The 22,995-nt window shown below is 75.4% G+C and carries 16 protein-coding genes; 5 read left to right on the forward strand and 11 right to left on the reverse strand.

Annotated features, from left to right (window positions below; genetic code table 11):
- Positions 1 to 104 precede the first annotated feature (104 nt).
- Together ACH443_RS18670 and ACH443_RS18675 are read right to left on the reverse strand one after the other, a co-directional pair.
- On the reverse strand, positions 105 to 1,436 hold the full coding sequence (locus ACH443_RS18670) for an ABC transporter substrate-binding protein (RefSeq protein WP_429764579.1): 1,332 nt from the start codon (positions 1,434 to 1,436) through the stop codon (positions 105 to 107).
- Positions 1,437 to 1,647: 211 nt separating this feature from the next.
- A complete protein-coding gene (locus tag ACH443_RS18675; protein ID WP_429764580.1) occupies positions 1,648 to 2,169 on the reverse strand; it encodes a DUF2505 domain-containing protein in 522 nt (173 codons plus the stop codon).
- Positions 2,170 to 2,232: 63 nt separating this feature from the next.
- On the opposite strand from ACH443_RS18675, the gene ACH443_RS18680 reads away from it, so the two are divergent.
- Complete coding sequence (locus ACH443_RS18680; protein ID WP_429764652.1) at positions 2,233 to 3,723, forward strand: sensor histidine kinase; 1,491 nt, start codon at positions 2,233 to 2,235, stop codon at positions 3,721 to 3,723.
- A gap of 106 nt (positions 3,724 to 3,829) precedes the next feature.
- On the opposite strand, the gene ACH443_RS18685 is transcribed toward ACH443_RS18680, so the two are convergent.
- From ACH443_RS18685 to ACH443_RS18710, 6 genes are all read right to left on the reverse strand, one after another.
- Positions 3,830 to 4,078 (reverse strand): WhiB family transcriptional regulator, encoded by a 249-nt coding sequence (locus ACH443_RS18685; protein WP_166849954.1) that lies wholly within the window; start codon positions 4,076 to 4,078, stop codon positions 3,830 to 3,832.
- 129 nt (positions 4,079 to 4,207) lie between these two features.
- A complete protein-coding gene (locus tag ACH443_RS18690) occupies positions 4,208 to 8,935 on the reverse strand; it encodes an FtsK/SpoIIIE domain-containing protein (protein WP_430591153.1) in 4,728 nt (1,575 codons plus the stop codon).
- A 57-nt stretch (positions 8,936 to 8,992) separates the two neighbouring features.
- Positions 8,993 to 11,629, reverse strand: coding sequence for an ABC transporter permease (locus ACH443_RS18695; RefSeq protein ID WP_430591154.1), 2,637 nt, complete (start codon positions 11,627 to 11,629; stop codon positions 8,993 to 8,995).
- Positions 11,626 to 12,420, reverse strand: a complete 795-nt coding sequence (locus tag ACH443_RS18700; protein ID WP_429764583.1) for an ABC transporter ATP-binding protein — start codon at positions 12,418 to 12,420, stop codon at positions 11,626 to 11,628. The genes ACH443_RS18695 and ACH443_RS18700 overlap by 4 nt, the downstream gene beginning before the upstream one ends.
- Positions 12,421 to 12,669: 249 nt before the next feature.
- Positions 12,670 to 13,389, reverse strand: coding sequence for a response regulator (locus ACH443_RS18705; protein ID WP_430591155.1), 720 nt, complete (start codon positions 13,387 to 13,389; stop codon positions 12,670 to 12,672).
- Entirely contained in the window at positions 13,386 to 14,765 is a 1,380-nt protein-coding gene (locus ACH443_RS18710) for a sensor histidine kinase (protein ID WP_429764585.1), read from the reverse strand. The genes ACH443_RS18705 and ACH443_RS18710 overlap by 4 nt, the downstream gene beginning before the upstream one ends.
- A gap of 233 nt (positions 14,766 to 14,998) precedes the next feature.
- Here ACH443_RS18710 and ACH443_RS18715 point away from each other — a divergent pair, with 233 nt between their 5' ends.
- Genes ACH443_RS18715 through purE form a run of 4 tightly spaced genes read left to right on the forward strand, consistent with a single transcriptional unit; the run spans position 14,999 to position 18,865 of the window.
- A complete protein-coding gene (locus ACH443_RS18715) occupies positions 14,999 to 15,682 on the forward strand; it encodes a response regulator transcription factor (protein ID WP_079569979.1) in 684 nt (227 codons plus the stop codon).
- A gap of 24 nt (positions 15,683 to 15,706) precedes the next feature.
- Positions 15,707 to 17,050: an ATP-binding protein gene (locus ACH443_RS18720; protein WP_429764586.1), complete on the forward strand. Its 1,344-nt coding sequence runs from the start codon at positions 15,707 to 15,709 to the stop codon at positions 17,048 to 17,050.
- Between the two features lie 25 nt (positions 17,051 to 17,075).
- Positions 17,076 to 18,332 carry a 5-(carboxyamino)imidazole ribonucleotide synthase gene (locus tag ACH443_RS18725; RefSeq protein WP_430591156.1) on the forward strand — a complete coding sequence of 419 codons (1,257 nt, stop codon included), beginning with the start codon at positions 17,076 to 17,078 and terminating at the stop codon, positions 18,330 to 18,332.
- The gene (gene purE / locus ACH443_RS18730) at positions 18,329 to 18,865 is read left to right on the forward strand and encodes a 5-(carboxyamino)imidazole ribonucleotide mutase (RefSeq protein ID WP_430556935.1); all 537 of its coding nucleotides are present in this window, start codon (positions 18,329 to 18,331) and stop codon (positions 18,863 to 18,865) included. Before ACH443_RS18725 ends, purE begins: the two co-directional genes overlap by 4 nt.
- A gap of 27 nt (positions 18,866 to 18,892) precedes the next feature.
- Here the strand turns inward: purE and ACH443_RS18735 are convergent, their stop codons facing one another.
- The 3 genes from ACH443_RS18735 to ACH443_RS18745 form a co-directional block, all read right to left on the reverse strand.
- The gene (locus tag ACH443_RS18735; protein ID WP_430591157.1) at positions 18,893 to 19,960 is read right to left on the reverse strand and encodes a TIGR00341 family protein; all 1,068 of its coding nucleotides are present in this window, start codon (positions 19,958 to 19,960) and stop codon (positions 18,893 to 18,895) included.
- A 162-nt stretch (positions 19,961 to 20,122) separates the two neighbouring features.
- Positions 20,123 to 21,511: an LCP family protein gene (locus ACH443_RS18740; protein WP_430591158.1), complete on the reverse strand. Its 1,389-nt coding sequence runs from the start codon at positions 21,509 to 21,511 to the stop codon at positions 20,123 to 20,125.
- A 13-nt stretch (positions 21,512 to 21,524) separates the two neighbouring features.
- Entirely contained in the window at positions 21,525 to 22,901 is a 1,377-nt protein-coding gene (locus ACH443_RS18745) for an LCP family protein (protein WP_430591159.1), read from the reverse strand.
- Positions 22,902 to 22,995 lie beyond the last annotated feature (94 nt).

The following is a 22,995-nucleotide window of genomic DNA, read 5'->3' on the forward strand; positions in this document are numbered from 1 at the left end:
CTTCCTGTGCTCGCCGGGCGGGCCTGCCGGTCGCTGGTCGGGCCTGTCGGGACGGGTGTCCCGACAGGCCCGACCAGCGCGGGGGTCAGTGACTGGTCAGAGGGTCACTGGATGACGGAGGCGGCCTCCTCGAGCGCCCCCTCCCAGCTCTTCTCCGGGTCGTCACCGTTGAGGTCCACACGGTTCAGAGCGTTCTGCACCGACTGGTGGATCCCGAAGTAGTTCTTGCCCTTGAACGGCGCGCTCGTGATCGCCTCGGCGCGGGCCGAGAAGACCTGACCGACCGGGGCGTCGTTGAAGAACGGGTTCGTGAACGACTGCACCTGCTCGGAGGACTGTGCGTCCACCTGCGAGGGGAACGTTCCCGCGTTCTCGAACGCGGTCGTCTGCTGCGCCGGGTCGGTCAGCCACGCCGCGAGCTCCTTGGCCGCCGCGGCGTTGTCGCCGGACGCCGGGACGGTGAGGAACGAGCCGCCCCAGTTGCCGCCGCCGCCGGGGAAGACGTCGGCGACGTCCCAGCCCTCGACGCCGCCGGAGCGCTCCTCGATCGGACCGGTCATCCAGGCCGGGCAGAGCATGGTGGCGAAGGCGTCCTTCTGGAAGCCTGCGTCCCAGTCGGGCTGCCACTGCTCCAGGCCGGCCGAGAGCTTGTCGTCGATCGAGGCGGTGAGCACCTGGTCGTACAGGTCCTTGACCGCGGTGTTGGTCTTGAGGTCCTTCGGCTCGCCCGTGGAGGGGTCCTCGTAGGCGTCCTCGAGCTGGTTGACCATGCCCTGGTAGGTGGGGACGGCCCCGTCGAACCAGGCGGCGTCCGACTTGGCGACGAACTGCTTGCCGACCTCGAAGTACTTGTCCCACGTCGCGTCGGCGCCGCCGAGCAGCTCGGCGACCTTCTCGCGGTCGGTCGGCAGGCCGGCCTTCTCGAAGAGGTCGGCGCGGTAGCAGATGGCCTCCGGGCCGATGTCGGTGCCGTAGCCGATGACCTTGCCGTCGGTCGTGGTGGCCTGCTGCACCTTCCAGTCCAGCCAGCGGCCGTCGAGCGCCGGGTCGGCCAGGTCCTCGAAGAGGTCGGGGTACTGCATGAGCTCGGGCAGCCAGTCGACCTCGATGGCCTCGATGTCGGCCAGGCCCTCGCCGCCGGCAGCGAGCTTCGTGGTGAGGTTGTTGCGTGCGTCCTCGGACTTCGCGGCCTTGACCTGCTTGACCGTGACGTTCGGGTGCGCCTCGGTGTAGCTGGCGAGGAGCTCGTCGCTGTAGCCGAAGTCGTTGAAGGTGGCGACCGTCAGCGTGATCTTCTCGTTGCTGTCGGCGGAGCCCTCGTCTGAGGGGTCGGAGCCGCCACCGCACGCGGTGAGGGCGAGGGCGAGGGTCGCGACGCCGGCGGACGCCGCGACGACGCGGCGGGTCCGGCGGGTGGGTCGGGTGCTGTTGAGCACGGTGACTCCCTTGTCTGGGTCGGGCCTACGAGTTGGAGGGTTGGTAGCGCTCCCACCTCCATGGTGGTAGCGCTCCCACAGCCAGGTCATGATGCTCGCCGTCGGTGGTGACGAAAGTCAAGCCCGTCGAGGGCGTCGATGCCGTTCTGTGACGGAAGCGGCCGCGTCAGCGCAGGTCAGAAGCCTGCGGCGCGAGCGCGTGTCCGGATCGTTACCGGTCTTCACCCGGTGCGGCCTGCGCCGCGAGCCACTCCTGGCCGGCCGCGCCCTCGGCCTCGAGGGTCGAGCGGACCGCCCGGGCGGCGGCCTCGGCCACCGCGGCGCCGAACAGGGGCACCGTCGCGCGGACCTCGCCGTCGTACACCTGGCGCGTGCCGCCGTCCGTCGTCGGCTCGAGGCGGACCGTGCCGGTCACCCGCACGGGTGCCCCGGCGATCTCGACGGCGATGGTCCCGGTGCGCAGCCCTCCGGAGGGCGCCTCCCACACCTCCGCCTGGCGCACCTCCAGGTGGTCGCCGACGAACGGTCGCACCTGCGCGGGGATGAGGTCCGTGGGCAGGGTGCGTCGCACCGCGATGGTGAAGCCTTCGGCCGGGCTGCCGGTCACGTCCGTCTGCTCGACGCGGCCGCCCGGGCCGCGCAGGGCCCGCCAGCGGATGAACGCCTCGTCGGCGAGCATCGCGACGACGGCGTCCGCGTCCGCCGCGTAGGTCAGCTCCACGGTCAGGTGCACGAGGTTACCCTACCGAGGCGGGAGCGGAGCGGTCGCGCCCGTAGGCTGGTGGGCGTGTCCGCCATGAGTGACCTCATCGCCCAGAACGCCGACCTCTCCGAGGGAGACGCCGAGTGGCTGCACCTCCTCGTGGGCGACTGGCAGCTCGTGTCCGACCTCGCCTTCGCCGACCTGGTGCTGTGGCTCCCTACGTCCGACGGCGGCTTCGTCGCCCTCGCCCAGTGCCGCCCGTCCACCGGGGCGACGGTGCACTACGACGACATCGTGGGGTCGTTCGCCCCCGACGGGCAGCGCCCGCAGCTCGCGGCCGCCATGACGGAGGTGCGCGCGCAACGCTCTCGCGAGCCGCGCTGGTTCGGCGCCTACGCCGTCCGCGAGGAGGCGGTCCCGGTGGTGCACGAAGGGCGGCCGATCGCCGTCGTCGCCCGGCAGACCAACCTCGGGTCCGGGCGCACGCCCAGCCGGCTCGAGCTCAACTACGTGGAGTCGGCCGACGACATCCTCGCGATGATCGCGCGCGGCGAGTACCCGGCGACCAACGCCGCCACCGGCCCCCGCCGCGGCGCACCGCGCGTCGGCGACGGGCTGATCCGGCTCAACTCCGAGGGCGAGGTGCTCTACGCCAGCCCGAACGCGCTCTCGTGCTTCCACCGGCTCGGGGTCATCGGGCCGCTCGTCGGGCAGTCGCTGGTCGAGGTGACCGCCGACATCGTCCAGTACCAGGACACGGTGGACGAGTCGCTGCCGCTGGTCGTCATGGGCCGCGCGCCGTGGCGCACCGACATCGAGGCCAAGGGCGTCGCCCTGTCGCTGCGCGCCCTGCCGCTCACGGACCACGGGCAGCGCATCGGCGCTGTCCTGCTGTGCCGCGACGTGTCCGAGCTGCGCCGTCGTGAGCGCGAGCTCATGACCAAGGACGCGACCATCCGCGAGATCCACCACCGCGTGAAGAACAACCTCGCCACCGTGGCCGCGCTGCTGCGGCTGCAGGCCCGCCGGATGGACGTGCCCGAGGCCCGGGCCGCGCTGGAGGAGGCGATGCGCCGGGTCGCGACCATCTCGATGGTGCACGAGTCGCTCTCGCAGACCCTCGACGAGCACGTGGAGCTCGACGACATGCTGAGCCGCGCGCTGCGGCTGGCCGCCGACGTGGCGTCGACGCGCACGCAGGTGCGCACCCAGCAGACCGGGTCGTTCGGCATGGTCCCGGCGCAGGACGCCACGCCCCTCGCGCTGGTGCTCACCGAGCTGGTGACGAACGCTGTCGAGCACGGCTTCCCCGGGCGTGAGTCCGGCAACGTCGAGATCGACGTGCAGCGGGACGGGGCCTCGATGCGGGTGGTCGTCGCCGACGACGGCGTGGGGATGCCGGAGGGCATCGCGACGATGGGGCGCGCGTCGCGCAGCGGGCTGGGGTCCCAGATCGTGCAGACGCTCGTGACGAACGAGCTGGGCGGCACCATCGACTGGGAGGCGCGCGACGGCGGCGGCACCCAGGTGGTGCTGGAGCTGGAGCTGCGCGACGGTCAGTCGGCAGCGCGCTCCGGGTACTGACGGGCGTCGCGCCCGGACACCGATACCGACACGGCCACAGGCACGGGCACAGACGAAGGGACGGACCGCGTCGCGGTCCGTCCCTTGCTCGTCGTGCGGGGGTGCGTCAGCCGGCGCGGCGGGCGCGCGCGGTGCGGCGCTTGAGCGCGCGGCGCTCGTCCTCGCTCATGCCGCCCCAGACGCCGGCGTCCTGGCCGGACTCGATGGCCCACTTCAGGCACGTGTCGACGACGTCGCAGCGCCGGCACACGGCCTTGGCCTCCTCGATCTGCAGGAGGGCGGGGCCGGTGTTGCCGATGGGGAAGAAGAGCTCAGGGTCCTCGTCGAGGCAGGCGGCCTTGTGGCGCCAGTCCATGTCATCTCCTCGGTGCAGGGGGACCTGGTCCGTCAGAGGGGCGCGCGTGCGGGCGCGCCAAACCGGGTCCGATGGGTGGGGGTTGATCTGCCGTCCAGCGTCACACCTCGTGAAGCGCCGCACAAGGGGTTACGTGAAAGTTTCTCCCGCATGAAGCGTGAGTGCTTCATCACACTGTCGTGAAACTGCAGGTCGCACGTATTCTGACGTGTCATGCGCGCTCCTGTCACCCCCTCGTCCGATGCCGACGGTGCTCCGGAGGGGCCCCGCCCGCCGGGCCTGAAGGTCGTCGCCGCGGGGGTCGGGATCGAGGCCGTCCTGCTCGTCGGGGCTGCCGTGATGATCGGGATCGAGGTCGTGCGCGGCGCCTCCAACAGCGTAGCCGTGAGCGTCTTCCTCGTGCTCTTCTTCCTCGGCCTCGCGTGGCTGCTCGTCGGGTCCTGCCGTGCCTTGTGGGCGGGGCGTCGCGGGGGCCGGGCGCCGATCGTCGTGTGGCAGATCATGCAGGGCCTCGTCGGTGTCAGCCTGCTGACCGCCGGGGCGGCCTGGGCGGTGCTCGCGGGCCTGGGCCTGCTGCTCGTCGCCGCGGCGGTGCTCGTCGCGGTGATGACGCGCCGGGTCGTCGAGGCGACGTCCGGCTGAGTCTGCGGCTGCCGGGTCCACGTCGTCCGGCCGGGCCACCTGCACGACCTGCACCCGCCCCGCCTGCACGAGCGCCCCGCGCCCCGCGCGCGCCGGTCCGGGGTCGACGGCGTCCGCGAGCGGTACGCCCAGCAGCTCGTCCGCCCCCCGCTCGCCCGGGTGCAGCACCACCCCCGTGCGGCGCGCGCGGAGCTCGGCGAGGGCGCCCCGGTGCGCCAGCGCCGTCCCCGTGGAGCTCGCCGCCGCCACGAGCACGAGGCCGGTCCCGTCGGTCAGCGCGGAGATCCGTTCCGCCTCCAGCGGGTGCTGCTGGGCGAGGACGTCGAGGTCGTCCACCACGAGCACGGCGGGACCCTGGCCCGTGACGGCGGGGAGGGCCGCGGGCCCGTCGCCCGGTGGTCCCGCCGTGCCGTCCTGTGGCCCGTCCGGCAGCCCGGCGAGCAGCCCGGCCAGGGCTGCCGGCGACGGTGCCACGGCCGGGACGTCGCCGGCGTCCTGACGCAGCGCGGCATCCCGCGAGACCACGCCGGCCAGCCGTCCCGCCGCCGCCAGCCGCCGGACGACGAGCCGCAGGACGGTGGTGCGGCCGCTGGCACGCGGTCCGGTGACGAGGGCGCCCCGGCCGACGTCGAGCGCCACCGGGCCGGCCGCGTCGCCCCCGACCCCGACGGGGACGAGCAGCGTGCCGACGTCGCGCGGGTCGGCGGCACGGTGCCGGGGACCGCGCCCCGGCGCAGCGGCCAGGTCGGTCTCCACGACCGTCGGGGGCAGCGGCCGGACCTTCACCGGCGCAGCGGCCCCCCGCCCGGCCGCGCGTCCGCCGGGACCGGCGTCGGGGACGCGCGGTTCGCCCGGCAGCAGGACCTGGCACAGGACCTGCTCGCGCGCGAGCCACGCGCCGCGACCTGCGGGCCCGCCACGACCGGCGAGCCCCGGGGGCGCGCCGAGGAGCACGTCGGCGTGCGCCTCGGGGCCGAGCAGCACCAACCGCGGCCCGGCCCGCGCGGCGAGCCCGCCGAGCGTCGCGCCGTCGGACGCGAGCGCGAACGCGACGCCGGGCGAGGCCAGCGCCCGCACGAGCGGGTCCCACGGGTCCGGTCCGGCGAGCGCGACGCGCAGCTCGTCGACGCCGTCGACCACGACGAGCGTCCGCGCCCGTGCCGGCCCCTCCGCGTCCGCCGCCAGCAGGCGCAGCAGCCGTGCCGCCCGCCGCGGCGCCGCGGGGCCGGCGAGGGTACCGAGGCCCGGGTGCCGCGCGAGGCGAGCGAACCGGGGGAGCGCGGCCGCAGGTGCCAGCACGTGCACGTGCCAGCCCGCGTCCAGCGCCGCCACCGCCGTCGTCAGGAGTGCCGTCGTCCTGCCGGAGCGTGCGCGGCCCACGACGCCGAGGTGCCCCGTGCCCGGGTCCCAGCGCACGACGGTCCGGCGCTGGCTGTCGGGATCGTCGCCCAGCGCGAGGGGGAGGCCCGCGGAGTCGTCGTCGGCCTCGGGGACGTCCCGGACCTGGACGCGCTCCGGCAGCGGGGGCAGCCACGGCGCGGCGCCGGGGCGGAGGCCTCGCGCGGCGGCAGCGTCGACGAGCGAGTCGACGAGCGAGTTCACGGGGCACGAGGCCGCGCCGGCTCCCGCGGAGCGCTGGCACGGTTCGGGCACCGACGGCGCCGCCATCGGCGGCGAACCCCAGGCCGGAGCGCGCCGCACCTGGTCCTCGGCCGTCGTGGGGAGCCCCGAGGCATGAGCGCACTGGAGCGCCACCGGTGGCTCGGACCCGCGGCGCAGGACGGCGCGCCCCGGCGTCCCCGGCACGATCCGGGCGGCCGCGGGCGTCTCGACCACGTCGAACGAGTCCGCGGCGTCCACGACCCGGAGCGCGAGCCGCGCCGAGACGTTGGCCCGCACGTCGGCGCTCACTGCCCCCGCGGGACGCTGCGTCGCGAGCACCAGGTGCACGCCCAGGGAGCGCCCCTGCGCGGCCACGCGCAGCAGACCGGGCAGGAAGTCCGGCAGGTCGTCGGCGAGGGCCCGGAACTCGTCCACCACGACGACCAGCCGCGGCGGCGCGTCGGGCACACCCGGCGGCAGGGCGGTGAGGTCCGCCGCCCCGTGCCGGGCGAGGACGTGCTCGCGCCGGCGCAGCTCCGCGCGGAGGCCGGCCAGGGCGCGGCCCGCCAGCCCGGGGTCGAGGTCGGTCACCTGGCCGACGACGTGCGGCAGCCGGCCGCACGCGCCGAACGACGCGCCGCCCTTGAAGTCGACGAGCGCGAGCGCGAGGTCACGCGGGGACCGCCGCGCCGCGAGCCCCAGCACGAGCGACTGCAGCAGCTCGGACTTCCCCGCCCCCGTGGTGCCGGCCACCAGCAGGTGGGGCCCGTCCGCCACCAGGTCGAAGGTCACGGGCCGACCGCGGGCGTCCCGGCCGAGCGGCACCGCCCAGCCGGTGGTGGTGTCCCAGGCGGCGCCGGGGTCGGGTGCGTCGTCGAGCAGGTCGACCAGCGGGACGACGGCGGGGAGCCGCGGGTCGGTCGGGTCGCCGTCGTCGCCGGGCCCGCCCGCCTCGTCGTGGCCGGTCGCCCGGTCCAGCGTGGTCAGCGACCGTCGCAGCCCCGCCAGGCCCGCGACGAGTCGCGCGACCCGCTCCGCCCAGGCCGTGTCGACGCCCACGAGCGGCCCGGTGGTGGCGGAGCCGTCCGGCGCCGCCCGCCGGACCCGGCCCGCGCGCACCCGCCACGTCGTGCGGCACCACGACGGCACGGGCGCGCCGTCGGGCAGGCACAGCAGCACGGCTCCGCCGCGCGCGAGCACGTCGTCGGGCCGCGCGGTGACCGCGGCACGGTCTGCCGCGGCGGGCGTGTCGACGACGAGCAGCGGCGGGCCGGCGGTCGGCAGCCAGCGGCACCACGACCAGGCGTCGCGCGCGCCGACGACCTCCACGGACGCGCCGGCCGCGGCGAGCTCGGCGACCACCGACCGCGCGGCCGCGAGCACGTCCGCACGCGGTCCGACCACGGCGATCGCGCCGTCGGGCACCAGCTCGGCGACCGCACCCACCACCACCGCACCACCTCCCTGACCGGCTGCCCCGGGGGTCGCGGCCCGGGGCGACACTTCGGCGTGGTGACCGCCGGCGCGGGCCCGCGCCGCGGCCCGCGCGCACGCGGCGCCCCACGCTCCGTCGGACGCCTGGTGGGCCGCGACCAGCCGGGCGAGCAGCGGGCCGGGCGCCTCGCCCACGACGCGGGGCGGGGCGTCCCCGGGCTCCGTCCCGTGGCCGGTCGCCGGGGCTCCGGCGGTGGGCGACGGGCCGGACCCGCCGCGCCGCCGCCGTCGTGCGGCGAGGAGCTGGGGCACCAGGGTCGCGACACCGAGCAGGGAGAACAGCGCGTACGCCGGCTGCCGCAGCACCGCGGCGAGGACCAGCGACCCCACGACGGGCAGCGCGGCGGTGGCGAGCATCCCCGCGCCGGGCCCGGACGGCGCCGCCGCGTCGGCGGCCTCGCCACGGCCGGGGGCGGCATCGAGCCAGGCCGCCACGGTCCCCGAGCGGTGCAGCGTCCACGAGCGCACGCCGCGCGGGCCCGTCACCTCCAGCACGCTGCCGGGGCGCCAGCGGAGCGGCAGGCGACTCACCACCCGCGCACGCCGTCGAGCGGTGCCCGTCGCGCGGACGAGCCGCGCCGTCGGGCGTGGCGCCCGGGTGCCTGTGCCGCGGCGCGTGAGCCGCACGGTGACACGGTCTGGCCGCCGCGGGTCCACGCGTACCACGAGGCCGCCCCGGGACGGCGGGCCCGTGTCGTGGTGCAGCGCCGTCGACCCGCCGGGCGCGAGGGCGACGGTCACCCCGGCGGCGGGGCCGTCGGCGCGGGCGGCGAGCCACGGCCCGTCGAGGACGGCCGGCGCCGGGCGGAAGGTGCCCGAGGCTGCGTGCGCGTTCCCGCCCCCGTCGTCGTGCACGGCGACGGCGGCCCCGGGCAGGAGCGGGCGGTGCCCGACGACGTCGTCGTCGGACACGAGGACGCCGTCGGCGCGCAGCGGGACGTGCCGCAGCTCGGGTCGGCGCAGGAGGTCGGCGAGCCCCGCCCGGCACGCGCCGAACGGCAGCCCCGCCGGCAGGAGCACGTCCTCCCCCGGACGCACGGTGACCCGGACGTCGCCCGTCCGCCCCCGGGCGGGGCCGGGCGCGGGGACGACGAGGGCGGGCACCGAGGAGGTCGACATGACCCCCAGGGTGCCCGCCCGGGACGGCCGTCGAGGACGGCCTGTGGACAACTCCCGCTACTCGCTCGCCAGCGCCTCCACGGGGGAGGTCTTCACCGCGGTGCGGGCGGGGGCGACGGACGCCACCAGCCCGGCCACGGCGGCGACGAGCAGCATCACGAGGACGTCGCGCCACGGGACCACGATGACCGGGGTGCCGGCCCAGCCGAGCGCCGCGGCGGCGCCGGCCCAGCCGTAGACGAGCCCGAGCAGCACGCCCAGGACGGCGCCCACCAGCGCGATGAGCAGGCCCTCCACCGCGAGCATCCCGCGCAGCTGGCCCTTCGACAGCCCGATCGCCCGCAGGGTGGCGGACTCCCGGCGCCGCTCGATGACCGACAGCGACAGCGTGTTCGCCACGCCGATCAGGGCGATCACGACCGCCGCCGCCAGCAGGCCGATGACGATCCCCAGCGCGGTGTCGATCACCTGCTGGAAGCCGGCGCGCTCCACCGCCGCGCCCATGACGTCGGCGGGGGCCTCGGTGTCGGCGACCGCGTCCTGGATCGACGGCACCACGGAGGTGGCGTCGGACGGGTCGTCGAGCCCCACCCACAGGCTGGTCACCGGGGCGTCGGGGTCGAGGGAGGACAGGTCGTCCGGCACCACGATCATCCCGGTGTCCGCGAGGTCGGTGACCGCGGCCGTCACGTCGAGGGTGCCGTCCGGGCCGGTCAGGGTGAGTGCCTGGCCGTCGGTGATGTCCCAGTTCTCGGAGACCTCCTCCGGCACGACGACGGTGCCCGGCGCGAGCGGCTCGACCATCTCGGTGCTGCGCAGCACCGACGCCGCGTCGTCCGGGGACACGCCCCGGACGGTGACGGCGAGGCCCTCGTCCACGCCGTCGCCGGTGACCGTGGCGGCCGTGGCACGCGCCTCGACGACGCGGGAGACGCCCGAGACGTCGCTGACGGTGCCGGCGAGCGCGGCCGGGACGGGCGCCACGACGGCGTCTCCGGCGGCGACGCTCGTCGGGTCGCTCGACAGGTCGGTCGAGACGGTGACGTCCACCGGGTAGCGGGAGTCCAGCTCGGAGTCCATGGTCACCCGGGCGCTCGCGGCACCGGTCGACATCATGCCGACGAGCGTGACGCCGATGAGCAGCGCGGTGGACGTGGCGGCGGTGCGGCGCGGGTTGCGCAGGGTGTTCGCCGCCGCGAGGCGCGCCGTCGGGCCGGACATCCCCACCAGGCGCCCGGCGAGCGCCACCACGCGGGGCAGCCAGAACACCGAGCCGACCAGGACGCCGACGAACGACAGGGCCCCGCCCGCGACGGCGAGCAGGAGGCCCGTCGTGGGCTCCTGGCCGACGGTGCTCAGCGCGACGCCGCCGCCCAGCAGGGCGAAGCCGATCACGGAGACGAGGATCGAGAGCACCAGCCGGACGCGACCGGCACCACGGGCCGCGGACGGCGCGTCGGCGGGGCGCAGGGCCTCGAGCGGCGCGACGCGCGTCGCGGCCCGGGCGGGGGAGAGCGCCGCGACCAGCGTCACGAGGGTGCCCACCGCCAGCGGGATGAGGACGACGGCGGGGGTGATCGTGACCGTCGCCGGCAGCGGGACCCCCAGGTCCATGCCGCGCCCGATCGTGAGCGCGGCCTGCCCCAGCCCGACGCCGGCCACCAGGCCGACCGCGGAGGACAGCAGGCCCAGCACGGCCGCCTCGAACAGCACCGACCGGCGCAGCTGGCCCTTGTCCGCCCCGACGCAGCGCAGCAGGGCGAGCGTGCGGGTGCGCTGGGCGACCAGCACCTGGAAGGTGTTCGCGATGACGAGCGCGGCGACGAGCAGCGCGACGGCCGCGAAGACCAGCACGAACAGCGTGAACATGACGTTCTCGCCGCCGGTCATCTCGCTGGCGACGGCCTCGGCGTGCTCCTCGGGCGTCACGACCTTGAGGTCGGCGGTGTCGGCGCCTGACGCCGCGGCCCCGTTGGTGAGCGCGCCGGTGATCGCCGTGCGGGCCTGCTCGACGCCGGTGGGGTCGTCGAGGGTGACGAGCATGGTCGTGGGGGCGACCGGCTCCTCGCCGGGGGCCGCCAGGTCGTCCTCCCAGCCGGCGACGTCCGCCGCCGGGGCGACGGCCACGCCGCCCTGCATCGAGTACGCGCCGTACGGGTCGGTGAGCGTGCCCGACACGGTGAGCTGCTCGCGGACCTCGGTCCAGGCGTCCTCCTCGGAGCTCTGGTCGCCCTCGAGGACGTTGCGCACGAGGGTGATCGTGTCGCCCGGGGCGGCGTCGAGGCGCTCCGCGACGTCGGTCGGCAGCGCGATCTCGCCCGACGCCTCGGGGAGGGAGCCGTCGGCGACCTCGAGCGGCAGCACGCTCGTGTCCGTGGGTTCGGCCAGCACGCCCTGGTAGATGGTGCGGCCGCCGGCCTCGAGCTGCTGGTACGTCATGAGCTGCGGGTCGGCCGTGGCCACGCCGTCGGTGCCGCGCACCGCGTCGAGGGCGGCGTCGTCGGCGGGGACGCCGCGGACCACGAGGTCGGCGCCCGTGAACTGTGCGGCGATCGAGTCGTAGGTGGTGCGGGTGATGACGTTGCCCGCGAGGAGGGTGATCGCGACGAACGCGGTGCCGATGACGATCGCCAGGCCGGCGGCGGCGAGCCGGCCGGCGCTGCGCCGCATCTGCGACAGGGTGAGGCGGATCATCGCGAGGCCACCGTCCGCAGCGCGTCGAGGCCGGCGAGGGCGGACTCCGGCGTCGGGTCGGTGATGTCGCCGGCGATCTTGCCGTCGGCGATGAGGACGACGCGGTCCGCGTAGGCGGCGGCCGCCGGGTCGTGGGTGACCATGATGATGGTGCGGCCGAGCTCGCGCACCGAGCGGCGCAGGAAGCTCAGCACCTCCGCGCCGGAGCGGGAGTCGAGGTTGCCGGTGGGCTCGTCCGCGAACACGACGTCGGGCTGGGCGATGAGGGCGCGCGCGATGGCGACGCGCTGCTGCTGGCCGCCGGACAGCTCGCTCGGGCGGTGCGTGAGGCGCTTGCTCAGGCCGAGGGTGTCGACGAGGGTGCCGAGCCACTGCTGGTCGACCGTGCCGCCCGCCAGCTCGACCGGCAGGGTGATGTTCTGCTCCGCCGTGAACATCGGCAGCAGGTTGAACTGCTGGAACACGAAGCCCACGCGGGTGCGGCGCAGCGCGGTGAGCGCCTTGTCGTTCAGGCCGGTCACCTCGGTGGAGCCGATGAAGGACTGTCCGCTCGTGGCCGAGTCCAGGCCGGCGAGGAGGTGCATGAGGGTCGACTTGCCGGAGCCCGACGGGCCCATGATCGCGGTGAAGCGGCCGGCCGTGAAGTCGACGTCGACACCGTCCAGCGCGCGCACCTGCGCCTCGCCGCGGCCGTACGTCTTGGTCAGGGCGCGGGCCCGCACGGCCGGGGTGACGGTCGGTCGGGCGGCGGTGCCCTCGTCGGGGATCGGGACGTACACGGTCGTGTCCACGGAAGCTCTCCGGTGTCTCGGGATGGTGGCCCGGGAGCTCCGCAGAGCCTCGGACCAGGACATCACCGACGCTACGGAGCGCCCGCGCCGCCGACATCGGTCCGAGGGTGGGTCCTGGCGTGCTCCCAGGTCATCCCCCGGTATGACACCGACCCTGACCTGCACCCTGAACCGCCCCTGACCTGCACCCTCGCCGAGTTGTCGGAGCCGCGCCGGAAACGCACCGACCTGGCTCCGACAGGTCGGGGGTCAGGAGCCGGGGCGGACCAGGCCGGTCTCGTAGGCGGTCACGACGGCCTGGACGCGGTCGCGGGCGTCGAGCTTGGCGAGGATGCGCCCGACGTGGGTCTTCACGGTGGCCTCGGCGACGAACAGGTCGGCCGCGATCTCGGTGTTGGACCGGCCGCGGGCCATGAGCACCAGCACCTCGCGCTCGCGGTCGGTGAGGCCGGCGAGCGCGTCGCGCTGGGGTGCCGCCTGGTCCGCGGGCAGCGCGGTGACCAGGTGCTCCAGCAGGCGGCGGGTGGACGACGGCGCGATGACGGCGTCCCCGGCGTGCACGGTGCGGATGGCGGCGAGCATCTCCTCGGGCGGCGCGTCCTTGAGCAGGAACCCCGAGGCCCCGGACCGGATGGCCTCGAGGACGTACTCGTCCAGGTCGAACGTGGTGAGCACGATGACGCGCGGCGCGTCGGGCGCGGCGGTGAGGCGCGCGGTGGCGGTGAGCCCGTCCAGGTGCGGCATGCGCACGTCCATGAGCACGACGTCGACGCGGTGGTCGGCGAGCAGCCGCAGCGCCTGCGCGCCGTCCCCGGCCTCGAGCGCCACCTGCAGGTCCGGCTGGGAGTCGATCACCATGCGGAAGCCCGCGCGCACGAGCTGCTGGTCGTCGACGAGCGCGACGCGCACGACGCCGCTCCCGGCGGGTCCGGGGGCGGGCGGCGCGACGTCGTCGGCGGGCGGGGTCATGCGTCCTCCTGGGCGGTGGTCGCCGACGGGGTCGTCGGCGCGGGCGGGGCGGTCACGGGCGCTCCGGGCAGCGGCAGCTCGAGGTGCACGCGGAACCCGCCGGCTCGGCGGGGACCGGTCTCGAGCGTGCCGCCGTACAGGTTGGCCCGCTCGCGCATCCCGCGCAGCCCGAACCCGGGGTCGTCCGCGGCGGCGGCGGCGCCCCGGCCGTCGTCGAGCACCTCGAGCTCGACGGTCGACGGCGTCCAGCGCACCGCGACGGTCACGGCCGGGTCGGGGCCGGCGTGCTTGCGCACGTTGGTCAGCGACTCCTGGCACACGCGGTACAGCGTGAGGCCCATGCCGGCGGGCAGGGTGCGGGGCTCGCCGACGCGCACCAGCGACACGCGCTGGCCCCCGTCCCGCGCCTGCGCGACGAGGTCCTCGATCTCCTCGACGCCGGGCTGCGGCGCGGGGCGCGCCTGGCGGGGCTCGTCGGCGACGCCGGTCGCCGGTCGCGGGGCGCCGCCCGGCCCGGCGGCGAGCGCGGGCGGCGACGCCGAGCGGGGTGCCGCCTCGACGCGAGCCGCGTCCTCGTCGTCCTGCGAGCGCAGCACGCCGAGCAGGCGCCGCATGTCGGTGAGCGCGGTGCGCCCGGTCTCGCTGATGGTGCCCAGCGCGCGCACGGCGGCCTCGGGGTCGGACGCCGCGGCGTACCGACCGCCGTCGGCCTGCGCGACGACGATGGACAGGGAGTGCGCCACGATGTCGTGCATCTCGCGGGCGATGCGGGCGCGCTCGGCGGCGGCGCTGATCCGGGCCTGCTGGTCGCGCTCGATCTCGAGGCGGTGCGCGCGGTCGCGCAGGGCGTCCATGGTGACGCGGCGGGACCGTCGCACGAGGGCGAAGGCCCAGACGGCGAGGCCGGCGACCAGGCAGAAGATCCCGACCGGGAGCATCTCGGCGACGCCGGAGGCGCTGAGCCCGCCCAGCGTGAAGACGGAGACCGCGAGGGGCAGGACGACGACGCTTCCCACGGCCGTGGAGCAGATCGCCGTGACGTGCGCCCAGGTCGGGCCGTAGACGGTCACCGAGAAGAGCGAGACGAGCACGAGCAGGTCGCCCGGCATGATCATGGGGTAGCCCGCGAGCATGTGGGACAGCGCGATCGCGAAGACCGCCACGGCGGAGGGCACGGGCCGGGTGCGACGCCACGGGAGCGGCGCCAGGAGGGCCACGGTCCACACGGTGGACTCCGTGCGGGACAGGTTCGGGTCGGACGCGTACAGGTCGGTGGCCGAGGTCAGCATGAGCGCGGCGAGCAGCACGGTCGTCGTCAGGTCGACGCCGAAGCGGTGCGCCTCGAACCAGCGCCCCATCCTCTCGATCCAGCTCATGTCCGCCAGGGTAGGTGGGAGGGGGGAGCCGGCGCGTCCGCCCGGGGGCGGACGGCCGGAGCGAGGCATCGTCCCGCAGGGGGACAGGACCGACCGCACGACGACGACCCCGGCGGCTGCCGTCGTCGCGGACGGTGACCTGCCGGCGCGTCATCTCCATGTCACACCGGACTGGCGCCGACGCGGCGTGGGGAGGGGTCCAGGACCAGCGACGTTGCCGCTAGCATGAGGGAATGACCCACGTACTGCTGGCCGAGGACGACCCGGCTATTGCCGAGCCTTTGGCGCGGGCTCTCACGCGTGAGGGTTACGACGTCATCGTGCAAGGAACTGGTCAAGGAGCCGTCGACAACGCCGGGAACGCGGACATCGTCGTCCTCGACCTGGGCCTTCCTGACATGGACGGCCTTGACGTGGCACGGGAGATCCGCGGCTCCGGGCTGACCGTGCCGGTGCTGGTGCTCACGGCGCGCGCGGACGAGGTGGACCTGGTCGTCGGGCTCGACGCGGGCGCCGACGACTACGTGACGAAGCCGTTCCGCCTCGCGGAGCTGCTCGCCCGCGTCCGGGCGCTGCTGCGCCGCACGCACGGCGAGACGGGGGAGGACGAGGAGCTGCGCGCGCAGGACGTGCGCGTCGACGTCTCCGCGCACCGTGCGTTCCAGGGCGACCGCGAGCTGCACCTGACCACCAAGGAGTTCGACCTGCTCAAGGTGCTGGTCGCGAACGCCGGGTCGGTCGTGGTGCGCGACACCCTCATGCGCGACGTCTGGGGCTCCGACCCGGTCGGCTCCACCAAGACGCTCGACATGCACGTGTCGTGGCTGCGCCGCAAGCTCGGCGACGACGCCAACGCCCCGCGCTACGTCTCCACCGTGCGAGGGCTCGGGTTCCGCTTCGAGCTCGGCGCGAGCTGACGCCGACGGGACAGGGCTGACCTCGTGCGTCGCCGCGTCCTGCTGGCGACCATCTCCGCGGTCGCCGTCGCCGTGCTCCTGCTCGGCGTCCCGCTCGGCATCTTCGGTGCCCGGTACGTCCTGGCCACCGAGGAGCAGCGCGTCACCAACCGGGTGGACACGCTCGCGCGCAGCGTGGACAACAGCCTCGACCGGGGCGACGTCGTCGAGGAGTCGACGGTGCAGCGTGCGGCCGAGGGCAGCGAGGGCGACCTGCCGGCGTACGTCGTCGTCACGCTGCCGGACGGCACCCAGCTGACGGCGGGCGAGCCGGTCTCCCCGCCGACGATCGACAAGGCGAAGCTCACCGACAAGAACGTCGGCGTGTCGATGACGGTGTCGGCCATCGGCGCCTACGTGAAGTCCGCGCAGACGGTGGTGCTGGTCATCATCGCGGGCATCGTCGCGATCGCGGCCGGCATCGCCGTGGCGGTGTGGCAGGCGAACCGGCTGTCCGCGCCCCTGGTCTACCTCGCGGCGTCCGCGGAGCAGCTGGGGTCGGGCCAGGTGCGCCCGCGCCTCGAGCCGTCGGGCGTCGAGGAGATCGACCTCGTCGCGGCGGAGCTGGCGCGGTCCGCCGACCGGCTCGCCGGACGCCTCGCGGCGGAACGGCAGTTCACCCAGGACGCGTCGCACCAGCTGCGCACGCCGCTGACGGCGCTGACGATGCGGCTCGAGGAGATCACGCTCGCCTCCGACGACCCCGAGGTCGTCGAGGAGGCCCGCATCTCGCTCGAGCAGGTGGAGCGGCTGGTGACCGTCGTGGACGACCTGCTCGCGGCGTCGCGGCGGTCGCAGGGCGGCACGACGGAGGCCGTGGTGCTGGCGGACGTCGTGCACCAGCAGGAGGAGGAGTGGGCGCCGACGTTCGAGCGGGCCGGTCGCCGGCTCGTCATCGAGGTCCCCGACGGCATGCAGGTGCTCGCGACGCCGGGAGCCCTGGCGCAGATCATCGCGACCCTGCTGGAGAACTCGCTCAAGTACGGCGACGGGACGACGACGGTGCGGTCGCGCCCGTCGGGCACGACCGGCGCGGTCGCGATCGAGGTCGCCGACGAGGGGGAGGGCGTGGCCGACGACGTCGCGACCCGCATCTTCGAGCGCGGCACGACGACGGGCGGCAGCACGGGCCTCGGCCTCGCCCTGGCGCGCGACCTGGCCGCCGCCGACGGCGGGCGGCTCGACCTGGTGCAGCGCCGGCCCCCGGTCTTCGCGCTCTTCCTCGCGGGCGTGCCGCGCACGCTCGACCCGCACCTGGTGCTGCCGCCGGGCACGACGATCTCGTCGCGCGGCCGCCGGCGGGGCTGGCTGCACCACCAGGGCGGCTGACCCCCCGGCGGGGCCGGTATCCTCGATGCCCGTGACCGGACCCACTGCCTCCGCCCCTGTCGTCGCCGTCGTCGGAGGAGGTCAGCTCGCCCGCATGATGGCCCCCGCAGCCGCCGAGCTGGGCGTGGGCCTGCGGGTGCTGGTCGAGGACCCGGCGTCGTCGGCCGCGCAGGTCGTCACCGACGCTCCGGTCGGCGTGGCGAGCGACGACGCCGCGATCCGTGCGCTCATCACCCCCGACGACGGTCGCGCCCCGGCCGCGGTGCTCACGTTCGAGCACGAGCACGTGCCCAACGCGCTGCTGCAGGACCTCATCGACCACGGCACGCCCGTGCGCCCCGGCCCGGACGCGCTGGTGCAGGCGCAGGACAAGATCGTCATGCGGCGCCGCCTCACCGAGCTCGGTCTGCCGTGCCCGCGCTGGGCCGCGCTGCCGACCGACCCGGCCGCCGCGCGCGACGCGCTCGCCGCGTTCCTCGCCGAGGAGACCGGGCACGAGGCCGTGGTGAAGACGTCCCGCGGCGGCTACGACGGCAAGGGCGTGCGCGTCGTGTCGTCGCCGGACGACGTCGCGGACTGGCTGCAGGCCGCGGCCGACGGTGCCCCGCCCCTGCTGGTGGAGCGGAAGGTGCCGTTCGTGCGCGAGCTCGCGGCGCTGGTCGCCCGGCGTCCGTCCGGCGAGGTGCGGACCTGGCCCGTCGTCGAGTCGATCCAGCGCGACGGCGTCTGCGCGGAGGTCGTCGCGCCCGCGCCCGACCTCGACCCGGCCGTGGACGCCGAGGCGCGCCGGATCGCCGTCGCGGTGGCGGAGGGGCTCGGCGTCACGGGCGTGCTCGCCGTCGAGCTGTTCGAGACCCGGGAGGCCGACGGCACCGCCACGGTGTGGGTCAACGAGCTCGCGATGCGCCCCCACAACTCCGGCCACTGGACCATCGACGGCGCGGTGACGAGCCAGTTCGAGCAGCACCTGCGCGCGGTGCTCGACCTGCCGCTCGGCGACACCGCCGCCCGCGCGCCCTGGACGGTGATGGCCAACGTGCTCGGGTCGAGCCTCGACGCCCTCACCGACGCGCTGCCCGACGTGCTCGCGCAGTTCCCCGAGGCCCGCGTCAACCTGTACGGCAAGGGCATCCGCCCGGGCCGCAAGCTCGGGCACGTCAACGTCAGCGGCACCGACCTCGACGAGGTCCGCCGTCGCGCCCTCGACGCCGCCGCGCTGCTGCGCGGCGAGACCGTCACCGCCGCCGTCCCGAGCACCCCCACCACCAAGGAGCACGCATGAGCACGCCCGCCGTCGGCATCGTCATGGGGTCGGACTCGGACTGGCCGGTCATGGAGGCCGCCGCCGACGCGCTGGCCGAGCTGGGCGTCGAGGTCGAGGTCGACGTCGTCTCGGCGCACCGCATGCCGACCGAGATGATCGACTACGGCCGCACGGCGTCCGAGCGGGGGCTGCGCGCGATCGTCGCGGGCGCCGGCGGCGCCGCGCACCTGCCGGGCATGCTCGCCTCGGTGACGCCGCTCCCGGTGATCGGGGTGCCCGTGCCGCTGCGGTATCTCGACGGCATGGACTCGCTGCTGTCGATCGTCCAGATGCCCGCCGGCGTGCCGGTCGCGACCGTCTCGATCGGCGGCGCGCGCAACGCGGGCCTGCTCGCCGCGCGCATCCTCGCCGCAGGGACCGACGCCGGGTCGCTCGCGCTGCGCGAGCGGATGGTCGCGTTCCAGGCCGAGCTCGCCGACGTCGCCCGGGCCAAGGGGGACTCGCTGCGGGCCGCCCGCGAGGGCGCGCGCCGCACGGGCTTCTCGGCCTGACGGCGCGGGTCGGCCGGAGAGCGGTCCTCAGCCCTCCACGCGCTCGCCCACCGTGTGCACCACGGTGACGGTCGGGTCCCACGGCACGAGGTCGTCGACGGCGGACTGCAGCTCGGCGACGTCGGGCACGTCGCCCGGCCCGCGGACCTCGACCACCAGGTCGGTCCCCTGCCAGGAGACGTCCTCGACGTCGGCGTCCGGGGTGTCCGCGAGCCAGGCCTCGGCAGCGGCACGGACCTGCCCGGCCCAGACCTCGGCCAGCACCGACTGGGCGGTGTTGGCGATCATCGGCACCGCCACCACGAGCACCGCGACGGCGCCCACCAGGACGGCGCGGCGCGGGCGACGCCGGCCGCCGGCGTCCTGCCGCACCTGTGCGGCGTCCGCGGCGTAGCCGGCGCCGGAGAACACGACCGTGGACGCCACGACGAGCGCGACCACGTTGGACCCGAAGAGCAGGAGCGCGCCCGCAGCGAGGGCCGGCTCGCCGGCGCCGAGGCACACCCCGACCACGCCGAGCGGCGGCACCAGCGAGATGGCGATCGCGATGCCGGGCAGCACGTCGCCAAGGTCGCGACGCGCGAGGGCGATGGCCCCCGCGAAACCGGTGGCGAACGCCGCGACGAGGTCGCCCACGCCGGGAGACGTGCGCCCCGTGACCTGCGAGTTGGTGACGACGTCCGACGTCTGCGGCAGCACGAGCGCCACCAGCCAGCCGAGGGCGACGACGAGCACCACGCCCCCGACGACGTACAGCGCGGAACGGCCTACGAGCCCGCCCCGCCCGGTGACGATCCCGAGCCCGACGCCGAGGATCGGCGTGGACAGCGGCGCGATGATCATCGCCCCGATGACGGTGGCGGTGGAGTCGGTGACGACGCCGGAGATCGCGATGATCCCGGACAGCACGAGCATCGCCCAGAACGCGGACCGTTTGGCCCGCACGTCCCCCGACGACAGGTCGAGGCGGTCGGACAGCTCGCCCAGGTCGCGGCGCTGCGCGGGGGGCACCACGACGCCGAGGAACCGCGCGCGGGACGTCTCCCGCGCGGCGGGCGTCGCCGGAGCGGTGTCAGGGGTCGGGGTCGCGGACATGGCGCCTCCGGGCTGGCTCGTGCCCGGCGCGCGGCCGGGCAGCCCGGGCACGGTGCACCGCGGCGAGGAAAGTATGCCCCGCGCCGCGGCCTCCGGGAGGGCGCGCGAGAACGACCTCGGCGAACTCGGGACTACCTCGGCGAGCTCGGGACTACCTCGGGATCAGCCGGGCATGCCCCCGACGGTGCTGCCGGCCTCCAGCTCGCCGTCGCGGACGTCGGCCCAGAACTGGTCGACCTTGTCCTCGTCGAGCAGCACGGTCGAGCCGACGCCGGTGCCCGGGTCGTACCCCGGGTTGGCGATCGGCGGGGTGCCGGTGACGCCCTCGGGGCCGGTGGCGGCCTTGAAGGCCAGGCCGAGGCGGCCGAGGTCGACGATGCCCGTCTTCTCGTCCACGGTGAGGGCGTCGGTGCCGGCGTTGACGAGCTGCACCTGGTTGACCGGGTTGAGCAGCACGCTGGGCTTGACGACCTTCGCGGCGACGGCGGCGATGACCTGCTGCTGCCGCTCGGCCCGGCCGATGTCGCCCTTCGGGTCGGAGTAGCGCATGCGCGAGAACGCGAGCGCGGTCTCGCCGTCGGCCATGTGGCAGCCGGCCTCCCACGTCAACTCGCTCTTCGGGTCGTCGACGTCGCGGTCGTAGCAGAGCTCGACGCCGCCGACGGCGTCGACGATCTCCTCGACGCTGCCGAACCCGACCTCGACGTAGTGGTCGATCGTCAGGCCCGTGAGCCCCTCGACCGTCTCGACGAGCAGCGGGGCGCCGCCGAAGGAGTACGCCGCGTTGATCTTGTTCGGGTCGTGGCCCGGGATCTCCGTGTACGTGTCGCGGGGGATCGAGATGAGGGAGGCCGGCCCGCTCCGCGGCTTCTGCAGCACCATGATCGTGTCGGTGCGGGCACCCTCGGTGCCGTCGTCGGCGACGCTGCCCGTGCCGCGCGCGTCGGAGCCGGCGAGCAGGTACGTGGTGCCGGGCGTGCCCTTGGCGTCGGACAGGGCGTCGACGTGCTGGATCTTGCCGTTCGCCCAGACGACCAGGCCGATCGGCCACGCCAGGAGCAGCACCAGGAGCAGCACGAGGACGAGGCCCGCGACGCGGCCCTTGCGCACGCGGAACCCGCCGCCCCCGGCGGTCGCCGCCGCGGCGCCCCCGCCGCTGCCGGGCGGGGGAGTGCGCCGCGCCTGGCCCTGGGCCGACGCGGGCATCACGCGCGTGCCCGAGCCCTCCCGGGCCTGCGGAGCGCGCGACTGGGGCGCACGGGAGGCCGGGGCCGACGCCGAGGAGCCGCGCGGCGCGTACGACCGGGGCTTCTGCTGGGCGCTGCCACGACGCTCGGGCGGCGTCGTCGGGATCTCGCGCGACGACTGGCGCCGCACGCGCGGCTCGACCGGGGCGGCGTCGTCGCGCCGGCCCACGCGGCCGCCCGTCGGCGGTGCGGACGGGCGGTTCCCGCCGCCCACGGGGATGGCGTCGCCGGAGCCGCTGGGCCGGTCGGACCGGCCGCCGGACGGCGTGAAGCTCGGCGGGATGCGCTGGTCGTCGTTGCTCATGGTTCCCCCGCGCTCATCCGCACACCGACGTCACGTCGGCGCCCGTGAACGCCTCCTCGCCGGCGTCGCGGGTCCGCTTCGGCTCGGGGTCCTTCTCGCCCTTGCCGGAGCCGTCCTCGGCGTCCCCCGTCGTACCCGGGTCGTCGTCCGCCACCGGGGTGGCGTCGATGTCGTCGGTGCCCTCGGCGGCCTGCGTGCCCGTGCCGGCGTCGTCCTTCGCGCCGTCCTTCGTCGCGCCGTCCTTGTCGCCGTCCTTGGCGTCGTCGGACTCGGTCTCGATCGCGTCGCTCAGCGGGCGGTCGTGCTTGAGGTTGTCCCAGACCTCGTCCGCCTCGTCGGTGAGCAGGACGTTCGCCGCGTTGTTCGGGTCGTACATGTACGGCGCGGTCATGAACGCGATGGTGTCAGGGCGGACGTTGCGCGCGCTGTACGCGAGCCCGGCGAGTCCCTGGATGGACGCGAAGTTGCTGCTCATCGTCATGGAACCGGTCACGGCGCCGAGGAACTTCAGCGACTTGGTCGGGTCGGCGAGCGTGCCGGCGCTCATCACCTGACGGGCGACAGCGGCCAGCAGCTCCTGCTGGCGGCCGATGCGACCGAGGTCCGACCCGTCGCCCAGCCCCTCGCCCGTGCGCGCCCGGGCGTACTTGAGCGCGGTGTCGCCGTCGAGCTCCTGCATGCCGGCGGAGAGCACGAGGTGGTCGGCCTTCGGGGCGTCGATGTCGTTCGGGATGCACAGCTCGACGCCGCCGAGCGCGTCGACCATCTTCTCGAAGCCGGCGAAGTCGACGACGACGAAGCCGTCCATCTGCACGTCGGTGATGGTCTCGATGGTCTTCTGCGCGCACAGCGCGCCCGACTCCACGTCGCCGCCCGTCAGGACGCCCTGGGCGAAGGCCCCGTTGAACTTCGAGCGGGACACGGGCGAGGTCTGCCCGCCGGAGGAGGTCGGGCACGACGGGATGTCGATCGTCGTGTCCCGGGGGATCGACAGCATCTCCACGCGGGACCGGTCGGACGAGATGTGCATGATCATCGTCGTGTCGGAGCGGGCGCCCTGGGTGCCGTCGCCCACGATGTCGGCGTTGTCGCCGCCGCGGCTGTCGGAGCCCATGAGCACGATGTTCAGCGGCATGTCCGCGTTGGGGTCCTCCGGCATGACCTTCTCGGGCCGGTCCGCCCCGAGCAGCTTGTCGGAGTCGACGGCGGTGATGTTGCCGGTGAGCTTCACCGCCGCGGTCGCGCCGCCGACGGCGACGAACGCCAGGACCGCGGTCAGCCCCATCCCCAGGGTGCGCGCGACCGTGTGCCGGCGCAGGGCGCGGGCGTGCGAGGGCCCCGTGGTCGTGCCGGGGCGCGAGGCGACGTGGCGTGGGGTGGTGCGGGTCACGGGAAGCGAGCATAGAGGGTCGGTGTCACGCCGCTGCGGTGCCCGAGGACCGGGACGGTAGAGGAAATGTGTGGGTCGAACGTCGGCGCTGGTC

It is taken from the genome of Isoptericola sp. NPDC019571 (genome assembly GCF_044389385.1).
Lineage (GTDB): Bacteria > Actinomycetota > Actinomycetes > Actinomycetales > Cellulomonadaceae > Isoptericola > Isoptericola nanjingensis.

Excerpts from the sequence above, each read along its gene's own strand:
- ACH443_RS18740 (WP_430591158.1), bottom strand. The coding sequence starts at position 21,511 with ATGAGCAACGACGACCAGCGCATCCCGCCGAGCTTCACGCCGTCCGGC.
- purE (WP_430556935.1), top strand. The coding sequence starts at position 18,329 with ATGAGCACGCCCGCCGTCGGCATCGTCATGGGGTCGGACTCGGACTGG.
- ACH443_RS18725 (WP_430591156.1), top strand. The coding sequence starts at position 17,076 with ATGCCCGTGACCGGACCCACTGCCTCCGCCCCTGTCGTCGCCGTCGTC.
- ACH443_RS18705 (WP_430591155.1), bottom strand. The coding sequence starts at position 13,389 with ATGACCCCGCCCGCCGACGACGTCGCGCCGCCCGCCCCCGGACCCGCC.
- ACH443_RS18715 (WP_079569979.1), top strand. The coding sequence starts at position 14,999 with ATGACCCACGTACTGCTGGCCGAGGACGACCCGGCTATTGCCGAGCCT.
- ACH443_RS18735 (WP_430591157.1), bottom strand. The coding sequence starts at position 19,960 with ATGTCCGCGACCCCGACCCCTGACACCGCTCCGGCGACGCCCGCCGCG.
- ACH443_RS18710 (WP_429764585.1), bottom strand. The coding sequence starts at position 14,765 with ATGAGCTGGATCGAGAGGATGGGGCGCTGGTTCGAGGCGCACCGCTTC.
- ACH443_RS18690 (WP_430591153.1), bottom strand. The coding sequence starts at position 8,935 with ATGTCGACCTCCTCGGTGCCCGCCCTCGTCGTCCCCGCGCCCGGCCCC.
- ACH443_RS18695 (WP_430591154.1), bottom strand. The coding sequence starts at position 11,629 with ATGATCCGCCTCACCCTGTCGCAGATGCGGCGCAGCGCCGGCCGGCTC.
- ACH443_RS18685 (WP_166849954.1), bottom strand. The coding sequence starts at position 4,078 with ATGGACTGGCGCCACAAGGCCGCCTGCCTCGACGAGGACCCTGAGCTC.
- ACH443_RS18680 (WP_429764652.1), top strand. The coding sequence starts at position 2,233 with ATGAGTGACCTCATCGCCCAGAACGCCGACCTCTCCGAGGGAGACGCC.